Annotated in this window: 18 protein-coding genes; 10 read left to right on the forward strand and 8 right to left on the reverse strand. The window is 66.4% G+C overall.

Translation table 11 applies throughout. The features are described from left to right. Positions 1–125 precede the first annotated feature (125 nt). From KF707C_RS16335 to KF707C_RS16355, 5 genes are all read right to left on the reverse strand, one after another. Complete coding sequence (locus KF707C_RS16335; protein ID WP_003448147.1) at positions 126–2,249, reverse strand: TonB-dependent copper receptor; 2,124 nt, start codon at positions 2,247–2,249, stop codon at positions 126–128. Between the two features lie 55 nt (positions 2,250–2,304). Continuing rightward, positions 2,305–2,694 carry a DUF2946 domain-containing protein gene (locus KF707C_RS16340; protein WP_081608015.1) on the reverse strand — a complete coding sequence of 130 codons (390 nt, stop codon included), beginning with the start codon at positions 2,692–2,694 and terminating at the stop codon, positions 2,305–2,307. A gap of 273 nt (positions 2,695–2,967) precedes the next feature. Next, positions 2,968–3,348: a DUF2946 domain-containing protein gene (locus tag KF707C_RS16345; RefSeq protein ID WP_036990776.1), complete on the reverse strand. Its 381-nt coding sequence runs from the start codon at positions 3,346–3,348 to the stop codon at positions 2,968–2,970. A 176-nt stretch (positions 3,349–3,524) separates the two neighbouring features. After that, the gene (locus KF707C_RS16350) at positions 3,525–3,941 is read right to left on the reverse strand and encodes a DUF6691 family protein (RefSeq protein ID WP_003448141.1); all 417 of its coding nucleotides are present in this window, start codon (positions 3,939–3,941) and stop codon (positions 3,525–3,527) included. Next, positions 3,938–4,378, reverse strand: a complete 441-nt coding sequence (locus tag KF707C_RS16355; protein ID WP_003448139.1) for a YeeE/YedE family protein — start codon at positions 4,376–4,378, stop codon at positions 3,938–3,940. The genes KF707C_RS16350 and KF707C_RS16355 overlap by 4 nt, the downstream gene beginning before the upstream one ends. A 364-nt stretch (positions 4,379–4,742) precedes the next feature. Between KF707C_RS16355 and KF707C_RS16360 the strand changes: the two genes are divergently transcribed. After that, positions 4,743–5,846, forward strand: a complete 1,104-nt coding sequence (locus KF707C_RS16360) for a polyamine ABC transporter substrate-binding protein (protein ID WP_100244161.1) — start codon at positions 4,743–4,745, stop codon at positions 5,844–5,846. 277 nt (positions 5,847–6,123) lie between these two features. Here the strand turns inward: KF707C_RS16360 and KF707C_RS16365 are convergent, their stop codons facing one another. Beyond that, on the reverse strand, positions 6,124–6,333 hold the full coding sequence (locus KF707C_RS16365) for a hypothetical protein (RefSeq protein WP_003448135.1): 210 nt from the start codon (positions 6,331–6,333) through the stop codon (positions 6,124–6,126). 471 nt (positions 6,334–6,804) lie between these two features. Between KF707C_RS16365 and KF707C_RS16370 the strand changes: the two genes are divergently transcribed. Together KF707C_RS16370 and KF707C_RS16375 are read left to right on the forward strand one after the other, a co-directional pair. Next, positions 6,805–7,182 carry a helix-turn-helix domain-containing protein gene (locus KF707C_RS16370; protein ID WP_003448134.1) on the forward strand — a complete coding sequence of 126 codons (378 nt, stop codon included), beginning with the start codon at positions 6,805–6,807 and terminating at the stop codon, positions 7,180–7,182. A gap of 92 nt (positions 7,183–7,274) precedes the next feature. Beyond that, positions 7,275–7,940 (forward strand): YcbK family protein, encoded by a 666-nt coding sequence (locus KF707C_RS16375; RefSeq protein ID WP_003448132.1) that lies wholly within the window; start codon positions 7,275–7,277, stop codon positions 7,938–7,940. 2 nt (positions 7,941–7,942) lie between these two features. Here the strand turns inward: KF707C_RS16375 and KF707C_RS16380 are convergent, their stop codons facing one another. Then, positions 7,943–8,149 carry a hypothetical protein gene (locus KF707C_RS16380; protein WP_003448130.1) on the reverse strand — a complete coding sequence of 69 codons (207 nt, stop codon included), beginning with the start codon at positions 8,147–8,149 and terminating at the stop codon, positions 7,943–7,945. A 423-nt stretch (positions 8,150–8,572) separates the two neighbouring features. On the opposite strand from KF707C_RS16380, the gene KF707C_RS16385 reads away from it, so the two are divergent. From KF707C_RS16385 to KF707C_RS16395, 3 genes are read left to right on the forward strand one after another with little or no spacing between them, the layout of a single operon-like run. Continuing rightward, positions 8,573–10,420 carry a PAAR domain-containing protein gene (locus KF707C_RS16385; RefSeq protein WP_003448128.1) on the forward strand — a complete coding sequence of 616 codons (1,848 nt, stop codon included), beginning with the start codon at positions 8,573–8,575 and terminating at the stop codon, positions 10,418–10,420. Then, entirely contained in the window at positions 10,413–11,066 is a 654-nt protein-coding gene (locus tag KF707C_RS16390) for a DUF2931 family protein (protein ID WP_003448126.1), read from the forward strand. Before KF707C_RS16385 ends, KF707C_RS16390 begins: the two co-directional genes overlap by 8 nt. Before the next feature lie 5 nt (positions 11,067–11,071). Next, the gene (locus tag KF707C_RS16395; protein ID WP_096368040.1) at positions 11,072–11,722 is read left to right on the forward strand and encodes a DUF2931 family protein; all 651 of its coding nucleotides are present in this window, start codon (positions 11,072–11,074) and stop codon (positions 11,720–11,722) included. A gap of 1,070 nt (positions 11,723–12,792) precedes the next feature. Here the strand turns inward: KF707C_RS16395 and KF707C_RS16405 are convergent. Further along, positions 12,793–13,830 (reverse strand): AraC family transcriptional regulator, encoded by a 1,038-nt coding sequence (locus KF707C_RS16405; RefSeq protein WP_036990789.1) that lies wholly within the window; start codon positions 13,828–13,830, stop codon positions 12,793–12,795. A gap of 112 nt (positions 13,831–13,942) precedes the next feature. Here KF707C_RS16405 and KF707C_RS16410 point away from each other — a divergent pair, with 112 nt between their 5' ends. From KF707C_RS16410 to KF707C_RS16430, 4 genes are all read left to right on the forward strand, one after another. Then, the gene (locus tag KF707C_RS16410) at positions 13,943–15,127 is read left to right on the forward strand and encodes an acetyl-CoA C-acyltransferase family protein (RefSeq protein ID WP_003448117.1); all 1,185 of its coding nucleotides are present in this window, start codon (positions 13,943–13,945) and stop codon (positions 15,125–15,127) included. Between the two features lie 97 nt (positions 15,128–15,224). After that, positions 15,225–15,827 carry a TetR/AcrR family transcriptional regulator gene (locus KF707C_RS16415; protein ID WP_003448115.1) on the forward strand — a complete coding sequence of 201 codons (603 nt, stop codon included), beginning with the start codon at positions 15,225–15,227 and terminating at the stop codon, positions 15,825–15,827. After that, entirely contained in the window at positions 15,824–17,596 is a 1,773-nt protein-coding gene (locus KF707C_RS16420) for an acyl-CoA dehydrogenase C-terminal domain-containing protein (RefSeq protein WP_003448114.1), read from the forward strand. Before KF707C_RS16415 ends, KF707C_RS16420 begins: the two co-directional genes overlap by 4 nt. 418 nt (positions 17,597–18,014) lie before the next feature. Then, the gene (locus KF707C_RS16430; protein WP_003448112.1) at positions 18,015–18,632 is read left to right on the forward strand and encodes a TetR/AcrR family transcriptional regulator; all 618 of its coding nucleotides are present in this window, start codon (positions 18,015–18,017) and stop codon (positions 18,630–18,632) included. The last annotated feature ends 15 nt before the right edge of the window (positions 18,633–18,647 follow it).

Here is an 18,647-nt window from a genome sequence, read left to right on the forward strand (position 1 = left end):
GTGGCGACATTGTCCGGAGCCCCTGAGCATGAAACAAACTCAATGTATTTGAGATGAACTCAAGTTCCATTCATGTTGAACGACCAGGGGACGAATGCCCCCGGCCCAGGGCAAGGCCGCCCGGATCAGAAGCTGAAGTCCAGCCGGGTCCAGAGGGTTCGCCCCGGCTCGTTGATCGCCACCGGATCGGCCGGGAAGCCGAAGCCGGCGTCGCCCGCGAGGTTGAGGTGCTCGGCGTAGGTCTTGTCGAAGAGGTTGTCGACTCCGGCGCTGACCTTGAGCTCCTTGCTCAGGCGGTACGCGGCGTTGGCCGAGACCACGCCGAAGCCGGCACTCTTGTCGAAGTCCTGGCCCACCACATTGCCCTGGCCCTCGGCCACGCGGTTCTGCGCCGCCACCAGGCGCCAGAGGGCACCGGCGCTCCAGTCGCCCTGCTCGAAGGTCAGGCCGAGGCGGCCTTCCAGCGGCGGCATCTGCGGCAACGCCTTGCCATCGGAGCTGTTCTTGCCCCAGGCGTAGGCCAGGGTCGCGTCGGTCCTCCAGTTGGGGGCGAAGCGCCAGGCCGCACCCAGTTCGCCGCCCATGATGCGCGCGTCGATGTTCTCGGCCCGGGAGGTGGCGCCCATCATCCCCGGGCTGTAGGTGAAGAGGATGTAGTCGCGCACCTGGCCGAGGTAGCCGGAGGCCCAGGCCTCCAGGTTCTCGCCGCTGTACTGCACGCCAAGGTCCAGCTGGGTGGTTTTCTCCGGCTTCACCCCATCGAAGGCGTTGGCGGCGCTGGCCGGTCCCCGCTTCGGTGAGAACAGCTCCCAGTAGTCAGGGAAGCGCTGTACGTGGCCCAGGCCGGCGTAAAGGGTCGTGGGGGACTCCGCCAGGTCGTGCTCGTAGCGGAGGAAGCCGCTGGGCAGGGTGTCGGCGCGGGTTTCGCCGGCGGTGGGGTTGGGCATGGCCATCATGCCGGTGGTTTCGCGAAAGTCCTTGGCCGAGGAACGGTCCAGGCGCGCACCAGCGATGGCGCGGTTGCGCGGGGCCAGGTACCAGGTGGACTCGGCGAAGGCGCCGTAGCTGTGGAACACCGCGTCCTTGTCCCAGGCGAACTGGTCGGCGTCGGTGTAGGTGCCGCTTATCATGTCGTAGCGGGAGCTGCGCTCGCGGTGCTCGCTGCGCAGGGCGTCGACCCCGGCCACCAGCTCCACGTCGGTCCACTTGAAGGTGGCGGCGACGCGCCCGCCAAGGGTGCGGCGGTCGACGGCGGAGGCCATCGGCATGGGCATCATGCTGGTGGGATCGGGGTTGCGCAGGCGGAAGTTGTCCATCACATGGTCGGCGTAGTTGTAGTAGACCTGCGCCTCCAGCTTGTCGAGCACTTCACTTATGTTGTTGCGCTCGAAGCGCAGGCCGAGGCTTTCCCGCAGGAACTGGCTGCCGTCCATGCCGCGCCCGGCGTAGCGGGCCTCGCCGTTGCCACGGCCGGCCGTGAGCTCCACCAGGGTATCGGCATCCGGGGTCCAGCCCAGCGCCAGGTCGCCGTTCCACTTGCTCCAGCGCGACGGCAGGGTGTTCCCGCTGCCGTCCTCGTAGTCGTCGGCCTGGGCCTGGTTGCCCACCAGCCGCAGGTAGCCCTGCTCGCCACCGACGGCGCCGTCCAGCACCTTGTCGAAGCGGCCATTGGAGCCGGCCAGGACGCTGCCGCGCAGGCGACCGCCCAGTTCGCTGAAGGATTCCGGCTCCCGCTCGAACAGCACGGTGCCTGCGGAGGCGCCCGGCCCCCAGAGCACGGTCTGCGGGCCCTTGATCACGGTGAGCTTGTCGAAGGTCTCCGGCGAGATGTAGGAGCTGGGGGCGTCCATGCGGAACGGACAGGCGCCGATCATCAGACCGCCATTGGTGCGCAGGTTGAGCCGCGAACCGAGCATGCCACGCAGCACCGGATCGCTGTTGCTGCCGCCGTTGCGCACGGCGGAGAAGCCGGGAATGGTCTTCAGGTAATCGGCGGCATCGCTGGCGGGCACCGGCTGGCGCGGTTGCCTGGGATCGGTCACCACGGTCAGCGGCGAGCTCTGCTGGACGGCGGTGATGACGGTGGCGTCGATCTCCTCCGGCTGCTCCTGCGCCAGTGCCTGGCCGGCCAGGGCAAGGCCGAGGAACAGGGCGAAGCCGCGACGCCAGCGCAGGCGGGCATCGGCAAGGGAGAAACGGAGGGCGTGCGGGCGCGCGTCGGCGCGACCTTGTTGGATGGACAGTGTCATGGTTCTTCCAGAATCGGTTATCAGGCGGCCCCTTTCGGGGCGGTCGGTCGGCGAATCAGGAAGTCGTTGGGGGCGCACGGGGACGCGCGCCGGGAAACAGGGCCGGCTCGCCGGGGCGACCCAGGCGCAGCGTGCGCGGCGGCTCGACAGCGGACAGGAAGCTCCAGGCGAGCGCCAGCGTCGAACCGCCCAGGCCTGGGCTGGTGGCCAGGAGGGAGCAGTAACCGCAGGCGTCCAGCGCGGAGGCCGGTCCGTGATGGGCGGGAGCCCTGGGCGCTGGCGGGCCGTCATCATGGTCACAGGCCAGTTCGGCGACCCAGTGCGGCAAGGAAGGCTCGGCGGCGCGAACCTGGGACACCAGGGCGCCGACATAGATCGCCAGCATCGCGAACAGCGCCAACCAGGCGCCAAGCCGCTGAGCGGGTGTACGAGAGCACCGGGTCATGGAACCCGGGCCCCGCCATGCGAACACGGACGGCCGCTCGACCACCGCTCGCTCGCGCGGAACAGACCGGTGGCGATAGCGATCCACTCCTTGAACATCAAGACGAAACTCCTGCACCGGTGGCACCCATTCTTTCGCGATCTGGAGGGGAAACAGGGCAACCCGTCACCCCGAGCAAGTGAACCCGATCAGCGAACCCCTTGAATTAGGATCTGTACGAAAACAGCGGGACCCGTCGCGCCGGCCGCAAGGGCACTGGGCGCGATGGAGGGCTTAGTGCAGGGGAGAAGCGCGGGGATTGGCCGAAGGCCAGAGATAACGCGGAGGCGCCTTGCGGCGGGATTCGAGGACAGGCGGCCGGGCATCGCGGACGCCCAGCAGCCAGGCCAATATGAACAGCGCGGCGATGCCGAGGATGACGGTGCCGCAGACCGGGCACTTCAGGGCGGCGGAGAAGGCCGACGCGGTGCTGCCTCCCAGATCGCCGTCCAGGGCGAATCCCGTCGAGTCGGTGGCGCAGAAGGCACCGCCCAGGCCACTCAGCTCCAATCCCATGGCCTGGCCATGGTGCAAGCCGCAGGCGAACAGATTGAACAGGACGCAGGCATAGAGCATCCAGGCAATCAGCGAGCGGTCTTGGCGGCTTGTTTTCATGGGCGGCGACTCTAGCACCGGGCCATCACGCCTGGAAGCCGCAAGCGGCTGCGGTGAGTTGCCGCACACGCCAGGGCCGTCAGGGCCCGTGGGAACTGCCAGCCCGTGCGTCGCGGGAGTCCGGGGCAGGCTGGCCACCCGGACGGATTTCGCATCGCCCTGCCCCGCCGGGACGATCAGGCGCCCCGCCGCTCCAGGCCGCTGTAGAGGAACATGCCGGCGACCATGGCCAGCACGAACAGCCAGGCCTGCCAGTGACCGGTGAAGAGCAGGACCAGGCCCGGCCCCGGGCAGAGCCCGGCAATCCCCCAGCCCACGCCGAACAGCAGGCTGCCGCCGATCAGGCGGCGATCCAGCTGGCGATTGGCGGGCAACTGCATCGACGCCCCCAGCCAGGACGTTCGCCGCCCACGGGCCAGGGTGAAGGCCGGGAAGGCCACGGCAATGGCGCCGCCCATCACCAGGGCCAGAGACGGGTCCCAGGCGCCGGCAAGGTCGAGGAAAGCCAGGACCTTGCCCGGGTCGGCCATGCCGGCCAGCAGCAGACCCAGGCCGAACAGCAACCCGGCGAGGAAAGCGCTCAGGCGTCTCATGGCGTACCTCCCAGCAGGTGACGCAGCACCAGCACCGTCAGGAAACCGGTGGACATGAAGGCCAGGGTGGCCGCCAGCGACCGGGGCGACAGTCGCGCCAGGCCGCAGACGCCATGGCCACTGGTGCAGCCGGAGCCGTAGCGGGTGCCGACGCCCACCAGCAACCCGGCCAGCACCAGCGCCGGCCAGCCCGCGTCGAAGCGCACGGTCGGCTCACCCCGCAGCAGGATCCAGGGCAACGGCGCCACCACCAGGCCGAGGAGGAACAGGGCTTTTTCGTCAAGACCGTCGCCGCTGCGCTGCAGCAGGCTTCCCAGCAATCCGCTGATGCCGGCGATACGGCCGTTGGCGAGTATGAAGAGGCTGGCGGACAGGCCGATCAGGGCTCCACCCGCCAGGGCGCTCCAGGGCGTGAACGCCTGCCAGTCGATGGTCACGGTGATTCCTTGGCTGCAAAGCCGGTGGGGATGACAGCGCGATCATATACCCCTGGGGGTATTATTGAACAGACGGTATCCGACTGGACGGCTCCACGGCACCGCCCTTGGGAGGGCGTGCGCCGGCGGTGTGGACGCTTGTGGCGGAACGCGCACCCTCCTGGTGCGTCCAGACTGTGTAGCCCGGTGCCACTGCCGTTACGCCTGGTAATGTCGCGCGCACGTCACCCGGCATGGCGCCGAGCATTAATCGACATAAATCGATGTTTAAACTGACATGGCGCGACAATTGCTTACATTTATGCGACCTAAGCGGATAGATATCGGCTTAGAACCGACAGAAGCTCAACAAAGGTTGCCGCAATTGATCAAGACCACTTTCCCCCGCCTGCTGGGCGCCACCCTCTGCGGTGTCCTGGCCACCAGCGCACTGGCAGTAGAAGAACGGACCCTGCGCGTCTACAACTGGTTCGACTACATCACCCCGCAGACCCTGGAGAACTTCAAGAAGGAGAACGGCGCCAAGCTGGTCTACGACATCTTCGACACCAACGAGGCCCTGGAAGCCAAGCTGCTCACCGGCAACTCCGGCTATGACGTGGTGGTGCCGTCCAACGTCTTCCTCGCCAAGCAGATCCAGGCCGATGTCTTCCAGCCCCTGGACCGCGGCAAGCTGCCCAACTGGAACCACCTGGACCCGCAGCTGATGAAGCTGATCGAGGCCAACGACCCGGGCAACCGCTTCGCCGTGCCCTACATGTACGGGACCGTGCTGATCGGCTTCAACCCGGAGAAGGTGAAGGCCGCCCTGGGCGAGAACGCCCCGGTGGACAGCTGGGACCTGATTTTCAAGGAAGAGAACATCGCCAAGCTCAAGCAGTGCGGCGTGGCGCTGCTGGACTCGCCGTCGGAGATCATGCCCATCGCCCTGCACTACCTGGGCCTGGACCCCAACAGCAACACCGCGAAGGACTACGACAAGGCCGGTGATCTGCTGCAGAAAATCCGCCCCAGCGTCGCCTACTTCCACTCCTCCAAGTACATGGCCGACATCGCCAACGGTGACATCTGCGTGGCCGTGGGCTACTCCGGCAGCTTTTCCCAGGCCGCCAACCGCGCCAAGGAAGCCGGCAACGGCGTGGTGGTGGACATGCGCCTGCCCAAGGAAGGCGCGCCCATCTGGTTCGACATGCTGGCCATCCCGAAGGGCGCCAAGAACCCGGATGACGCCCACGCCTTCATCAACTACCTGCTGCAACCCCAGGTGATCGCGCCGGTCAGCGACTTCGTCGGCTACCCCAACCCGAACAAGGACGCCACCGAACTGGTCGCCCCGGCGATCCGTAACAACCCCAACCTCTACCCCACGGCGGAAGCCCAGAAGACCCTGTACACCCTGGTGCCCCTGGAACGCGGCGCCGAACGCGCCCGCACCCGCGCCTGGACCCGGCTGAAGTCGGGGACCTGACCCCCTCGTAGGGTGCGCTGCGCGCACCAACAGACCCTGCGCCGTCATCGCGGTGCGCATGGCGAACCCTACGGGATGGCGATTCAGGGCGCTGGTGTCGATGCCCCACTACAAGCAAGGGCTCACCGCGCCATGTGATTCCGGAACCGACTGACGGCAAGTGCCGCCGGAGAGGGGCTGGCCCCATTTCGGCACCTGGGGTCGGGATTGCCCTGCGGCCAGGAACAAAATGCCCGCCATGAGGCGGGCCAAGGGAGCATGGAGCGGGTGAGCGGGGTCAGGCCAGCAGGCTATCCGTGTCAGCGTGACGGCGGCGCATTTCCAGTTGCCAGATCGCCTGGCTGGCGCCGGCGGCTTCGCGGGAGGTGAAGGGACCGGAGCGCATCACCCCGTCCACTACCACGAACCAGCAGGCTATATGCCCGGCAGCCCGGAGCGACTCGGGAACCGCCGTACCAACCAGGGACATCACATCGACGTGGGACATGGCCACACCTCCTTCGCTTTGCATGGTGACAAGGCTATGGGTTGCGGCCATCCGATAGAAATCAGTTGCTTCGATAGTGGCTATCCATAACGGCAATCGTGACGCGATTGACGCACTGGACAGCACGAGGGGGCCTTCGTCGGCCAGGCACTGGAGATCCTCGATGAAGTCAAGGTCATCCTCCGCCTCGCCTGACGGCAAAAGCCCCCTGCCCGCTCACGCGGACAGGGGGCCATGCCGGCACCACTCCCCAGAACACATTGCGACTTGTGGCCCCGGCCCTATCGGAAAGGTCCGAATGAGGCCTGAGCATTCCTGAGGGTGGGACCATCCCAGCCAGGCGGGCTTTCCTCGGGATCCTCAGAGGGCTTGCTTTTCCCCGAATGCGCCCTACGATAAACACAATTTGAACAATTAACAAACACGATAAGTGAACAGAAGGCGATTCATTCCGTCATTAAGATTCGCGGCATGAATACGCTTGGAACGCGCATTGCGCATTACAGAAAGCTGAAAGGACTCTCTCAGCAGGCCCTGGCCAACGAGTGCGGGTGGGAATCCCAGTCCCGGATCGGCAACTACGAACGGGACACTCGCGAACCTTCGTTCGACGACCTCCGGCGGATCGCCAAGGCATTGGGGGTCAGCCTCAATGACCTGCTCACGCCCGCCATGCAGATCGCCGAATCGGAAGAAGGTCGCTACGACCCGGAAGAAAGACTCAGCCCCCGCTCCCGCCAGGTACTGGATCGCCTGACCCTCGCCGCCAGCCAGGGGCGCCTGGTGGAACAGGACCTGATCCTCCTGGAACAGATCGCCCGGCGCCTGGAAAAACCACAGGACGAATGATCACCAGAGTGCCCCGAAGCCCCGCCATGCGGGGCTTTTCGCGTTCAGGCGCAGGTGTATAGTCGAAGGCCCGGCCTCCCGAGAGCGGTCCCATGGCTGCTTCCAACTCCGGTATCTCCCGTCGCCAGGTCCTCTCGGCCTTTGCCAGCCTCGTCCTGGGACTGGCCGCTGGCGATGCCCTGGCGACCCGCCTCGACGTCACCCTGCGCCCGCGCCACCTCCACGCCAAGGTGCTCAACCGGGACCGCTATCTGCGCCTTGAACGCCCCGCCGCCAGCGAGGTGGCCACCTTCTGCTACTTCCGCAAGGGCAAGGGCTGGGACCTGGAAGGCTACCGCCAGGGCTGCCATATCCTGCGGGATGTGAAGTACCGGAAGATGGTGAAGGTCAACGTGCGCCTGCTGGACCTGCTGTTCCTGATCCAGGCCTGGCTGCGGATCAACAAGCTGCCCACCCGCATCCTGGTCAACAGCGGCTATCGCACGCCCCAGCACAACGCCAGCCTGGAAGGCGCCGCCCGGCATTCCCTGCACATCCGTGGCATGGCCGCCGATATCCGCATCCCGGGCGTCAGCGTCGAGCGACTGGGCAAGCTGGTGCACTCACTGGGCGCTGGCGGTGTCGGCTTCTATCCCTCGAAGGGCTTCATCCACGTGGACGTGGGGCGCGTGCGCACCTGGCGCGTAGCGGCGCTGATGGAACCCGGACAGGAGGAATGGGCCCTGGCCGTGCTGGACCAGGGCCCGGACTTCGCCTGAGCTCAGTCGAAATCGGCGCAATCGGCGCAGACGAACTGGCCGCGCCGGTCGGTGCGCTCGGTCAGCTCGCCGCAGTAATCACAGGCGCCTTCGGGCTGATCCAAGGACTCCCCGTCCTCGTCGTCGAAGTCGTCTTCGCCATCGAAGTCGTCGTCGTTGTCCAGCAGGTGGTCATGCTCGGGTTCGTGAAGGTCGAGATCGTCGTCCATCGGGCTTGCCGCTATACGTGGGGAGTGGAGAGGCGGCGGACTATAACGCCGCCCGGTAACCCGCGCCACGACCGTTGGTGAAGTCACGTCCACCCCGCGCCCCATCCTCCCGGGAGGGCGGCCGTACATACCTGATGGGTTTCGCTTCGCTCTACGCCATCCTACGGCGGTGCGTGCATTCGGTGTCGGCTCCACCCGCGCGGGAAGCTCGGCGTTCGGAGAAGCCATCGAATCGGCCTTTGGCCAGAGGCTGGCATTTAGTTGCTTGCGATTCGGAAAACCGATCCCCCAGAACAAGACACGTCTTATTTACTCCACACCGCCTACCTGCCTAGCGTCGCCGTTCGAGTGGGCATCATCTCGCTTGCCCCTTCGGCTGCCAGCACGGAGCTGTTCGCGCAAGCCTCTGGATAGGGAGTAGGTATGGCAATCGGGTATTTCATTCGCCGTGGCGACAAGACCACCTGTGGCGGCGTTGTCCTGGAAGCGGACACCCAAGTCATGATGTTCGGCATCGCGCATGCTCGCCAGGGCGACCGGGTTTCCTGTGGCAAGGATGGGAAGACCTACCTGATCCTCGGCGGGGTTCCGTTCATCAAGAGCCACGGGCGGATAGTGGCGGGCACCCTGCACAGCATCAGCGGCTGCCCCTGCAAGGCCAGGCTGATTCCCTCCTTGTACAGCGCCACCTACCAGTCGGATGAAGGTGCGGCCAAGCCAACCAGCAGCCCCGCCGCAGTCCGCATGCCGCTTGCAGCCGCGCCCCTGGCCAAGCCACCGAATCCGGCGCCCAGACGCTTTCTTGAAGAAGAGGAGGAAGAGGAGGAGCTGGACGAAGCCGGCATCGTGTTGCACCTGGGGCTGTTCTTCGACGGCACCGGTAACAACCGGGCCAACAGCGAGGCAGCGGCGGGCTGCTATGCCGTCAACGTCGGCATGACCGAAGACATCGCCGAGGACATTCGCCAGCACTGCGCCACCTATGGCTACGATGGCCAGGGCAACTCGCCGGACAACAGCTACGGCAATGACCTCAGCAATATCGCCCGGCTGTATGAGCTGTATCCGGATAATGCCGATGAACGTTTGTCGCCAAATGCGGAAGAAGCCTATCTGAAGGTTTATCTGGAAGGCATTGGCACCACCAGCGGCCAGGCGGACTCCCTCTACAGCCAGGCCACTGGTCGAGGCAGTACGGGAATAGCGGCTCGAGTCAAGGAAGCACCGGGACTGGTGCTGAGGCAGTTGCGCCTGTTGCGAGACAACAACCCCGGCCTGAAGATCCGCCGGATCGAGATCGACCTGTTCGGCTTCAGCCGGGGAGCGGCGGCCGCCCGGCATTGCGCCAATGACCTGCTCACGGGGGCCGGCAGCCTATTGGCCCGTGCCTTGCCGGCAGGCTCACCCTTGTTGGTACCCAGCTTCTCCTGGCGCCACCCGACCGACTTCCTGCTGAACTTCATCGGCCTGTTCGATACCGTACCCGGCATCGTCTCGCCGCTCCGCGGGGACTTCAGTGCCAGCAATGCCCGCAACGAGGGGCTGGACCTGGGCCTGGCCCCCGACTGCGCACGCCAGGTGGCGCAACTGGTGGCCCACCACGAGTACCGCCATAACTTCTCCCTGGTTCGAACTGACCGCGATATCGCAATGCCGGGCAGCCATTCGGACATTGGCGGCGGCTACCTGCCCCTGGCCACCGAGAAATTGCTGCTGAGCCGGCCCGACACCAGCCTGAGCCCCGAACAGCTTGCCGATGAACGAAGCGACGCCTATTGGCGTACCCGCATGCGCCTGAGTCAGGAGGGACGTCACTGGAAACTTGCGGTCCCCCCGGAGGGGCTCAAGATCGTGACCTGGTCGGTGCCAGGCCTTTATCGCGAGCGCGACGAGCCGAGGAAAAAACGCGTGTATGCCGCAGTCAGCGGCGAACGGCAGGTGCGCGGCGAGCTGTCACGGGTGTACCTGCGCATCATGCGTGAACTGGCGGTGCGTGCCGGGGTTGCATTCGCCCCCATCGACCCTGAAGACAACCGCACAGCCGTGCCGTCGGAACTCGAGTCGATTGCCGCCAAACTGCAAGCCTTTGCCTTGGGCGAGACGGTGACGCCCAACCTGAGCAACGCCGAACTTGACCTGCTCCATCGGCACTACATCCACCTTTCCGCCCACTGGAATGCCGCCAAAGGCTGGAAAAACAGTGATCTGGAGACGGTGTTCATCAATCGACCCACCAAGGACGGCAAACGTGTCATTCATCCCAATGCCTGAACGCCACTGGCTGCTGGCCTTCAGCCTGACCTGGTTCCTGGCCGGCTGCGCCACGGGAGCAAACAAGCTGCCCTACGATGCCTGGTTCCTGGGCTTCTTCGCGCCCAACTACATGGAAGTCTGGATCGAGACCGCCGATGCGGTGGACATCCGGGACCGGGTGTTTCGCCGGGCCATGAGCGGCATGGCGGCGATCCAGACTCCCAGGAACCTCCAGGGCGACCCTACCGGCTGGCCGGAGCGGCCTGGAGGCGGGACAAGCAAGCGCGTTATCGGTGCCGACTTGCCACGACTGATCTATGTGCGCTGGCAGTCACTGGTCGAGCCGCAGACCTACGAGGCTTACATCGTCATCCCCGAGGCCACCCGACAGGCCATGCTCAAGGGGGAGCGGGCTTACTGCCGGGCCGATGACCAGTGGATCACGGACTATCGAGATATGTTGTCCATTGGCCTCGCGCCGGGTGGCATCGCCAAGGCATGGATCAGAGGCCCCTGCCTTTCTCCAATCGAGGTGACGCGGGTCGAGGGGAAGGTGGTGAAGAAAGGCCCCTACGACGGGACATCCAGCGGCAAACATAGGCCCCTTTCCGAAGCATCAAATGCCTACATCGAAAAGTACGGCATCCCGTACGGTTCGTGGTGATGCGTATGTGCCACTGGCTGCTGGCCTTCAGCCTGTCCTTGCTCCTGGCCGGCTGCGCCACGGGAGCAAACAAGCTGCCCTACGATGCCTGGTTCCTGGGCTTCGGTACCCCCAACTACATGGAAGTCTGGATCGAGACCGCCGATGCGGTGGACATCCGGGACCGGGTGTTTCATCGGGCCATGGGCGGTATCGCTTCGACCCAGAGCCCGAAGGACCTCCAGAAGGAGCCCGCAGGTTGGCCCGAGCGTCCTGGCGGTGGAGCTGGCAAGCATGTACGGGGTGCCGACCTGCCGCGTCTGCTCTATGTGCGCTGGCAATCACTGGTCGAGCCGCAGACCTATGAAGCCTACATCGCCATCCCTGAGGCCACCCGGGAGGCCATGCTCAAGGGGGAACGTACCTTCTGCTCGTTCGATGGCAAGTGGATTACGGGCTATCGCGAGACACTCACCGTCGGTCTGGCTCCTGGTGGGATCGCCAAGGTCTGGCTCATGGGGCCTTGCCTGCATCCAATCGAGGTGACACGGGTCGAGGGGAAGGTGGTGAAGCTGGGACCATCAGGTGGCCAAACAGAGGGGCGATACGCATTGCCGCTGGAACCTGAGTCAAAGGCCTACATCGAGAAGTACGGCATCCCGTTCGGTTCGTGGTAGTGCCTGGGGGCCTCCGAATGCTGGTATCGGGCCCGAGATAGCCACGCCCCAGGGCGTGGCCTGCCAAGTTCAAACGAACCACACGCACTCGGCCCGGGCGGCGAGCGCGCCCGGCCTTCGCCGTTGCGGGGTTGATAGGTGACCCTCGGGGTCATGCCGGCTCCCTCCTGTCATCCGGTAGGCGCGGCGCGTTCCTCGGCCGCGTCTCGGTCGATGGGCTGACGCTGACGGCAGCCATCGGCCAATTGTCTGTGGGTGACGGTCCAGCGAGCTGTCGGCAAGGGATGCGCGGCAGGCGGGAACCGGACGAGCCCGGGACGGAACCCGGAACGCCGCTGCGCCAACACCCGCCATCCAGCCAGGTTCGCCCTGCCCTTCGTGGACCCGGGCGCCCCTGTGCCTCAACGCTGGATTCCCTGCCTGAACCCGGAGCAAGACGGCCTCGCGCGCCCCTTTCCCACCGCCGCAACGCCGCGCCGCTCAAGGGCCCGCCTGCCTCATCGACTGCTTCGCCACCCGCGCCACATTCACCAGGGAGGACCGTCCGGGGAGGTCGCCCTGGTCGGTCCGATCACGGGCCGTATCGGCCTCCTCACCCGGAGGACTCCCGATGGCGAACTCGCGCCCGGGCACCTGCGGATGGGCACTTGATTAAGCGCTCAGGCACCCGGCCCTCTACTTCCTTGTCCATGCTCACTCCTGCACTATTTCAGAACGCTTACGTTGAATAACCATCTGCGTTGCACTCTATGCGACGCACAAGGTTGCTGAAATCAGCCGGAGTCCGAAGTGCAAAGGGAAAACGACATTACTCGTGAAGACTCACGAACAATCAGGGACAGAATAATCGCGCTCTGGGTAACGAAAGGTCTGAGCGCAAGGGATTTAGAGAAAGCGACCGACGTAGATCGAACCAAGTGGTACGCCCTCCGCAATGGTCGCCGACGCGCCAACGAAGAAGACATCATGGCGCTCGTCAAAGTCTTTCCCGAACACGCGCTCTGGCTGGTCAGCGGCGAAACCGCTTCGGAAGCGGGCCAGACCAGCCCGGAAGCCTGAATCGCCCCGTCCTAGCCCGCCACCAACCCCGTGCGATACCGCCCCGGGCTCATGCCGGTCCACTGGCGGAACGCCCGGTGGAAAGCACTGGGCTCCTGGAAGCCGCAGCGGATGGCGATCTCGGTGATGCTCAGCGAGCTGTCGTTGAGGTAGTCGAAGGCCAGCGCCTTGCGCACCTCGTGCTTGATGGCCTGGTAGGAAAACCCCTCGCGCTCCAGCTGGCGGCGAAAGGCCGACTCGCTCATGGCCACCTGGCCCGCCATCTGGGTCTGGGACGGCCAGTCCAGTTCGGGCGAGGACTTGAGCCGACGATAGACGTCCGCCGCCAGTCCCGAGCGATTGCGAAAACGCACCACCACGCCCTCCGGCGCATGGCGCAGGAACTGCTTGAGCTGGGCGAAGTTGCGGATCAGAGGCAGGCTCAACTGGGCGGCGCTGAACGCCACCTCGGTGCGTTCCGCGTTGAACTGGATCCAGGGTCCCCAGAGCAGCGGCTCGGCGCCGTGAGGCGGCTGCGGATGGCCGAACCGGGTGTGGTCGAGGTTGAGCCGGCGCCCCACCAGCCAGCAGGCGACGCCGATCACCATGCTCAGGTAGATCTCCTCCGCCACACCACGAATCGCCGGGTCCTGGATACGGTTCTCCAGCACGATGGCGGCGCGGTTGCCGCGAGTTTCCAACTCCGCGCGAATATCCCCGAGGAACAGGTTGAAGCCCGCCAGGCACTGGCGCAGCGCCCGCCCCAGGTCCGGCTCGTGAAGCACGCTGCGGCAGATCATGGCGAAGGTGCCTCGGGGCATGCCACGGGAGTCGAAGGCGAAGAACTCGTCGCCCAGTTCCTCGGTCAGCAGCAGCCACAGGCGCGTCACCGACTCGGCCGGCACGCGGCGGCGCGGCTCATCCAGCCAGGCGGGGTCGATCCCGGCCTCCCGCAGCACCGCCTCGGCGCGCGCGGGCCGCCCGGCCAGCCGGTGGACCGCCGCTTTCACAAAATAGGCGGCCACGGAATCACTCTTTCGGACGGTGCGTGCTTCAGAGTTGCCCGTCATCTTGTCCATCGTCGGTCATGTCCAAATTCGTCATCCGATACTGCGCAATTCCGGCATAGGGCGAAGAGGCCCTTGCCCCTAGACTCACGCCATCCCTCCAGGAGCCTTTCGGATGAACACACCTGAAGTTTTCGTTGTCAGCGCGGTCCGTACCGCCATCGGTACTTACGGCGGCACCCTGAAAGACGTTCCGCCGGCGCAACTCGCCACATTGGTCGCCCGCACCGCCCTCGACCGCGCCAACTGCGCGCCGGAGCAGGTGGGCCACGTGGTGTACGGCAACGTCATTCCTAGCACACCCAAGGACGCCTATATAAGCCGCGTCGCCGCCCTGCAGGCGGGCATTCCCAAGGAAACCCCGGCCTTCACCGTCAACCGCCTGTGCGGCTCGGGCCTGCAGGCCATCGTCAGCGCCGCCCAGTGCCTGATGCTGGGCGATGCCCGCGTCGCCCTGGCCGGTGGTGCCGAGAACATGAGCATGTCGCCCTACCTGGTGCAGACCGCCCGCTGGGGCGCGCGCATGGGCGACAGCAAGATGCTCGACTTCATGCTCGGCGCCCTGCAGGACCCCCTGCACGGCATCCACATGGGCATCACCGCCGAGAACGTCGCCAAGCTGCACGGCATCACCCGCGAGGACCAGGACGCCCTGGCCCTGCAGAGCCAGCAGCGCGCCGCCCGCGCCATCGCCGAGGGCCGCTTCGCCGGCCAGATCGTTCCGGTGGAAATCAAGACCCGCAAGGGCACCAGCCTGTTCGAGGTGGATGAGCACGTCCGCGCCGAGGCGACCCTGGAGTCCCTGGCGAAGATGAAGCCGGCCTTCACCGAAGACGGCACCGTCACCGCCGGCAACGCTTCCGGCCTCAACGATGGCGCCGCCGCCCTGCTGCTGGCCACCGCCGAGGCCGCCGCCGACCAGGGCCTGCAACCCATGGCGCGGGTGGTGGCCTACGCCCACGCCGGCGTCGAACCCACCGTCATGGGCCTCGGCCCCATCCCGGCCACCCGCCTGGCCCTGCAGCGCGCCGGCCTGACCGTGGCCGACCTGGACGTGATCGAGTCCAACGAAGCCTTCGCCGCCCAGGCCTGCGCCGTCGCCCGTGAGCTGGGCTTCGACCCGGAGAAGGTCAACCCCAACGGTTCGGGCATCTCCCTGGGTCACCCGATCGGCGCATCCGGCGCCATCATCGCCACCAAGGCCATCCACGAACTGCACCGGGTCAAGGGCCGCTACGCCCTCGCCACCATGTGCATCGGCGGCGGCCAGGGCATCGCCGTCATCTTCGAACGCGTCTGACCCGCACCACCCGGGAAGGTCCAGCCTTCCCGGGTCGGTCGCACCGACTTCCGCCACGACAGCGAATCCGGTCCGCCCGGTCGCCAGGGTGAACAGCATGAACACCGCCAAGTGCATGGACACTGCCACGCCCTCCACCCGGGTGGGCTCGCGTTTCGAGCGCAACCGCCCCAAGGCGCTGGCCCTCTTCGCCGAGCGCGGCTTCGCGCAGGTGAGCCTGCGCGAACTGGCCAGCCACCTCGAACTCACCGCCGGCTCCCTCTACAACCACTGTTCGAGCAAGGAAGAGCTGCTGCTGGAGTTCATCGAGGAGCACTACATGGCGCTGCTGTCGCTGTTCGATCGCCGCCATCGCCGCAACACCCCCGGCGCCACCCTGCGCCAGGTGATCCAGGGCCTGGTGGACCTGCATGACGAACAACCCCTGCACTTCCAGCTCGCCACCCGCGACGCCGGCTGCCTCAAGCCCGGCCAGCGCGCCAGCGTCGACCGGCTGCGCGAACGGCTTCGCCAGCACCTCGCCACCCTGCTGCGGGACGCCGGCCACCCCGCCACGCCCGGCATGCCGACGCTGGAACTCTTCGAGCACCTGCCCCTCTGGCTCGCCGGCTACCCGCTGGACAAGGCCCAGCGTTGCGCCAACCTCGAGCGCCTGCTGACGGCGGCCAACCCCCTTTCCACTCCGGAGATCCGACCATGAGCCAGTACAAGGCGCCCCTGCGCGATATCCAATTCCTCCTGAACGACGTGTTCGACGCCGGCACCCAATGGGCCGCCCTGCCCGAGATCGCCGGCAACCTGGACCTGGACACCGCCGCCGCCATCCTCGAGGAAGCCGGCAAGCTCGCCAGCGAATCCCTGGCCCCGCTGAACCGCAGCGGCGACGAGGAAGGCGCACAGTGGAACGAGGGCGTCGTCACCACCCCGGCGGGCTTCAAGGAGGCCTACGCCACCTACGCCGAGGGCGGCTGGGTGGGCCTTTCCGGCAACCCGCAGTTCGGCGGCATGGGCATGCCGAAGATGCTCGCCGTCCACGTGGAGGAGATGCTCTACGCCGCCAACAGCAGCTTCACCCTGTATTCCGTGCTGAGCAGCGGGGCCTGCCTGGCCCTGGACACCCACGCCAGCGCCGAGCTGAAGGACACCTACCTGCCGCCCATGTACGAGGGCCGCTGGGCCGGCTCCATGTGCCTGACCGAAGCCCACGCCGGCACCGACCTCGGGCTCATCCGCACCAAGGCCGAACCCCGCGCCGACGGCAGCTACGCCATCACCGGCAGCAAGATCTTCATCACCGGCGGCGAACAGGACCTGACCGAGAACATCATCCATCTGGTGCTGGCCAAGCTCCCCGACGCCCCGGCCGGCCCGAAGGGCATCTCCCTGTTCCTGGTGCCCAAGGTGCTGGTGAAGGCTGACGGCTCCCTCGGTGAGCGCAATGCCGTGTCCTGCGGCTCCATCGAACACAAGATGGGCATCAAGGCCTCGGCCACCTGCGTGATGAACTTCGACGGCGCCACCGGCTGGCTGGTGGGCGAGCCCAACAAGGGCCTGGCCGCCATGTTCACCATGATGAACTACGAGCGCCTGTCCATCGGCATCCAGGGCATCGGCTGCGCCGAAGCGTCCTACCAGGCCGCCGTCGCCTACGCCCGCGACCGCCTGCAAAGTCGCGCCCCCGGCGGCCCGGTCGCCAAGGACAAGGCCGCCGACCCGATCATCGTCCACCCGGACGTGCGTCGCATGCTGCTCACCATGAAGGCCTTCAACGAAGGCGGCCGCGCCCTGGCCACCTACGTCGGCGCCCAACTGGACCAGGCCAAGTACGGCACCGACGCCGACGCCCGCGCCGCCGCCCAGGCCCGCGTGGCCCTGCTCACCCCGGTCGCCAAGGCCTTCTTCACCGACACCGGCCTGGAAAGCTGCGTACAGGGCCAGCAGGTCTTGGGCGGCCACGGTTTCATCCGCGAATGGGGCCAGGAACAGCTGGTGCGCGATGTGCGCATCGCCCAGATCTACGAAGGCACCAACGGCATCCAGGCCCTCGACCTGCTGGGCCGCAAGGTGGTGGCCGACGGCGGCAAGGCGCTGGACGACTTCCTCGCCGAGATCCGTGAATTCGCCCGCCAACCCGGCGTGGAATACCGCGACGCCCTGCTGGAGGCCGTGAAGCAGCTGGAGGAAACCAGCCAGTGGGTTCGCGACCAGGCCGGCAACGACCCCCGCCAGATCGGCGCCGCCTCGGTGGAGTACCTGCACCTATTCGGCTACGTCACCTACGCCTATCTCTGGTCGAAGATGGCCAGCGTGGCCAGGGCCAGGCTCGACAGCGACCCCGACTTCCACAGCGCGAAGCTCGCCACCGCGCGCTTCTACTTCAACCGCCTGCTGCCACGCATCGAAGGCCTCATCGCCTGCCTGCGCGGCGGCGCCGACAGCCTCTACGAGCTGGGGGCGGAGCAGTTCTGAGAACGGGCGACTGAACCACGGGGCCGGCATTCGGAAGGATGCCGGCTTCTTTCCCCCTACACCGACCGGGCCACCGCGCCAGGCGATGTGGTGCTGCATCCCGGATCGCTTCAGGGCGGCGCACCGGTGCATGCGGACCTCCCCAGCCGACACAGCTTCATCCCCGCTTCTTCTGCGACGAAGGCACCTCCGGCCCAGGGCGATTCCGGCCACCCCGGCGCTCCCGGAGTGCTTTATTCCCGTAATTTCCCTATGCTGGGCCGCGCGCCCGCCAGCCTCAGCAACCGGGCGGCAACACCTGAAACCGACCTGACGACCTTCCAGAGCCCCCATGTCCGACGCCAAAGCCCGCCCTCAACCCGAAACCCCACGTACGAGTGACAGCGAATCCGAACCCGTCGCACGTCGGGGGCGGCCAGTGGGCGACCACAACGCCAAGCGGGCCGAGCTGCTGGCAGCCGCGATCGCGGTGATCGCACAGGAGGGTTACGCCGGGGCCTCGATGCGCAAGGTCGCGCAACACGCCGGCTGCACCACGGGCGCTGTGACCTACTACTTCGCGAACAAGGAAGAGATGGTCGGCGCCGTGGCGCAGAACCTGTTCGACAGGGTGGACGCCCTGCTGGAAATCAATCGCGAACCCTTCGATATCAAGTCGCTCATCCGGCAATTGCTGGAATGGACCACCTCCGACGAGCCGGACAACTGGCTGGCCTGGCTGCAACTGCTGAGTCACGCCCGTCACGAACCGGCCTTCGCCGGGGTCATCGAGCAGCGCTATGCGCGCTTCCGCCAGATGTTCACCGCGTTGCTGGAAGAGGGACAGGCACAGGGCAAGATTCGTGACGATATCCCCGCCGATCTGCTGGCCGATCAGATCAGCGCCATCAGCGACGGCTGGCTGATGATGCTGCCGATCGAGCCCGAGCGTTTCAGTGGGGAGCGCGGGCAGGCGCTGCTCAATGCGCTGATCACCCTGATTTCCCCGGCCAATGCCGCCAGGCGCCCGTCCAGGAGCAAGGCGACCAAGCCGTAATCCGCGCATCGCTGG

Source organism: Pseudomonas furukawaii (assembly GCF_002355475.1).
Classification (GTDB): Bacteria; Pseudomonadota; Gammaproteobacteria; order Pseudomonadales; family Pseudomonadaceae; genus Metapseudomonas; species Metapseudomonas furukawaii.